Annotated in this window: 3 protein-coding genes; all 3 read right to left on the bottom strand. The window is 64.5% G+C overall.

All coding sequences use genetic code 11. The features are described 5' to 3' along the window. Nucleotides 1–182: 182 nt before the first annotated feature. The 3 genes from pufC to pufL are packed head-to-tail and all read right to left on the bottom strand — an operon-like array spanning nt 183 to nt 3,094. Nucleotides 183–1,277 (bottom strand): photosynthetic reaction center cytochrome PufC, encoded by a 1,095-nt coding sequence (gene pufC / locus GHK24_RS13450; protein ID WP_153473393.1) that lies wholly within the window; start codon nt 1,275–1,277, stop codon nt 183–185. After that, nucleotides 1,274–2,254: a photosynthetic reaction center subunit M gene (gene pufM, locus GHK24_RS13445; RefSeq protein WP_153473392.1), complete on the bottom strand. Its 981-nt coding sequence runs from the start codon at nt 2,252–2,254 to the stop codon at nt 1,274–1,276. Before pufM ends, pufC begins: the two co-directional genes overlap by 4 nt. Nucleotides 2,255–2,269: 15 nt before the next feature. Continuing rightward, on the bottom strand, nt 2,270–3,094 hold the full coding sequence (pufL, locus tag GHK24_RS13440) for a photosynthetic reaction center subunit L (RefSeq protein ID WP_153473391.1): 825 nt from the start codon (nt 3,092–3,094) through the stop codon (nt 2,270–2,272). Between the last annotated feature and the right edge of the window lie 123 nt (nt 3,095–3,217).

The raw sequence follows: 3,217 nt of genomic DNA, 5'->3' as shown, positions 1-3,217 counted from the left end.
CCGCTGCCACCTGCGCGCTTTCCTCGGAAGCGCCCCGGCTAGACCGCCTACCACCGCGTAGCGTCGCCCTGCGACCGTTCTCTCCGTCCGCCCGTCCAGCCCGCCATACTCCCTGCCTCATAACAAAACGGCCAGCCTGTTGCCAGGCTGGCCGTTTTGCGAGGTCGTACCGCAAACCTACATCAGGTCCCGGCCGGGGCCGGTGCTTCGGCTTCCACCGCCGCCGGCGCAGCGGCCGGAGCCACCTTCGCCGCCGGCTTCTTCAGCGCCGGGTAGTCCTTCAGCAGGCTCACGCCATACAGCGGCTTGTAGACACCGTTGTGGCAGGTGGCGCAATTGACCTTCGGTCCATCCCCCTGCGGGCCGAGACGCTTCGCCGGGAAGGTGTCGCGCAGCGGGTTCAGGTAGTCGACGTTCAGGTCGCGCACCATGCGGATGCCGTGCCAGGCCGTCACACGTTGCGGCGTGCTCGAGCTCCATTCGGCGAACGAACGGGTGTTGTGGCAGTAGGTGCAATTGACGCCCAGCGACTTGGAGATGTGCATCATCAAGCCGAGGGTGGCCTCCGAACTCTTCACGTCCGCCGGGTTGGCCCCCTTCACCGGCAGCGCGGTCTTCGAGATCGCCGCAACCGGAGTCGCCTTCTCGAGGAACATGCTGAACGGATCAAACGGCAGGGACGTCAGTCCGACCGCCGGAGCCGGCGTGTTCTGCCCGCCACGCGTCGCCATCAGCCCACCGGCGCCCTTCGGACCGGCATCGGCAAACCAGATGTTTTGCGGGACCGGTTTGCCCTGGTGGCAGGTGTAGCAGGTAACGCCCGTCTCGGCGACGTGCGGCTTCCAGTCGCTGTTGATGTGGCGCGTCATTTCCAGCATGCGCCGGGCAACGACCTTGGTGTAGACCGTGTCGGCCGCCAGATCGCCGTCCGCGTGGCAGTAGGAGCAGCCTTGCTCCGGTGCCACCCACTGGGTGATCGAGACCATCAGACGGTTGAATTCGCCAATGTCGAGGTCTTTGAGCACCTGCACGTTCTGGTAGATGCTGGCCGCCAGCGGCCCACCTCCCGGCACCGCCGGCGCGGCCGCCGGCGACTGTTGCGTCTTCGCCAGCGCGGCAACGGTCGCCGGACTGTACATCTCGACCATCCCCAGGCCGCGGTAGCCACGCTGGATCGGTTGCACCGTCTCCAGCGGCGGCTTGTCGCAACCCGCGGTGAGGGTGATCAGCCCAAGGGCGCCAGCGGCCCAGGCCAGCTTCTGATTCCTGGCGTTCATTGCGTCACCCCCGTCGTGATGGTGGCCGGATCAACAACTCCCGGGAAGACTTGCGGGTACGCAGGCGCCACGCCGTGCTTGACGGCCCACAGATACCAGTTGTCCACCACCGTGCCAGAGAGCAGGATGCCGATGCCGCCGGTCAGCGTGACCAGCACCGCGCACCACCAACCCCAGCGGTGAATCGATTCCATCGTCGCGTTAAAGCCCATCGTCCAGCGCCAGAACAGCGCCGCACGTTCCGAGGCCGTCCCACGGTCGGTGATCTGCTCGAGCTCGCGTTCGCCCCCAAGACGGGACACCGCCAGCACCGTCGCTCCGTGCATCGCAAACAGCAGCGTCGCCCCGTACATGAAGGCAATCGACAGCATGTGGAACGGGTCGTAGTACAGGTTGCCGTAACGGATCGAGAACGCCGCCGTCCAGTCAAGGTGCGGGAAGATGCCGAAAGGCACAGCTTCCGCCCAACTGCCCATCAGTACCGGGCGGATGAAACCGAGAACGAGGTAGAGCCAGATCGCCGAAGCGAAGGCCCAGGCGACGTGCGTGCCCATGCCAAGCGCCACGGCGCGGCGATAGGTGCGCACCCAGAACAGCAGGATCGACAGCGTCAGGAAGAAGCCCGCCATCAGCCACCAGCCCCCTTCGGCGAGCGGCGGGAACGACAAGCCGTACTTCGCCGCCGGCGGTTCGAGAGCCAGCCACGGCAGTTGCCGCACGAACTCCATCGGGCTCCACGCAACCTGGGCGGCCATGTTCATGCCGATGATCAGGAGAGCGATGAAGCCACAGGCGAGGGAGGCGACCCCGGTAAAGCCCAGATACAGCGGTCCGATCTGCGCGTCACCGATCTTGCCAAGGAGATTGACGAAGAACGGAGTGCCGATGCGGCCCGACTGGCCCCGCGTGTGCGGGACGCCATGGTGCGCCGGCGAGCGCACCTGGACCTGGTTGAAGATATTTTGATATTCGGCCATTTGTGTCGCTCCCTGTTAGCGCCAGTTCGGAGTCTGGAGCCACCAGCTCCACCATTCCGGCCAGCCGCGCGTCCAGAACGGACCGCTGATGACGATGCACACCGCGCTCCAGAAGGCCGCCGACAGGGCCAGGAACAGACCGAGACGGTGAATCGCCAGCGCACCAATCGAGTACCCGACCACGTCACGGAAGAAGGCGTTTTCGTGTTCCGCCGTCTTCACCGCTTCTCCCTTGCGCGGGTTCGTCGCCGACAGGATCAGCGATCCGTGCAGCGCCAAGGCCAGCGTCGTCGTGAAGAAGAACGCGATCCCCAGCATGTGCGCCGGGTTGTAGTGGAAGTGCAGGTACTGATAGCCGGTGTTCGACACCCAGTCCAGGTGGCTCATGATCCCGTACGGGAAGCCGTGTCCCCACGCACCCAACAGGAAGGGACGAATCACCACCAGCGTGACATACGCCAAAATCGCAAAACTGAAGGCGAACGGAATGTGATATCCGATACCCAGCTTGCGACAAATCTCGACTTCACGCAGTGCCCACGAGACAAATGCACCAACGGCGCAGATCGTGATGAACTGCCATAAACCGCCTTCGCGCAGCGGCGCCAGGCCCAGACCGTATTTCAGATCCGGCGGCGCAATGCTGATCTGCCACAGGTTCCAGGTCGGACCCCATGAGGCACCCAGCACGATCAGTGCCGTTCCCAGCAGCGCAAATACCGCCGCCGTGATCCCGAAGAACCCCACATAGAACGGACCGATCCAGAAGTCCAGCGCCGCGCCTCCGATCAGCTGGCCTCCGCGTACGCGGTACTTCCTCTCAAAACTTAACATTGCCATCGTTCGATCCTCCGATCGGAAGGCATGCCTCAGGCTGCCCCCTTATAGCGTCCCCCGGAAACGAACGGGCGCAGGCCAACCACGCCCGCCCCCGCCCGATTCCTTCGGCAAACGACTCTTACT

This window comes from Rhodocyclus gracilis, from assembly GCF_009617575.1.
Taxonomy (GTDB): Bacteria; Pseudomonadota; Gammaproteobacteria; order Burkholderiales; family Rhodocyclaceae; genus Rhodocyclus; species Rhodocyclus gracilis.
This window is presented reverse-complemented; position numbering and strand designations above follow the sequence as displayed.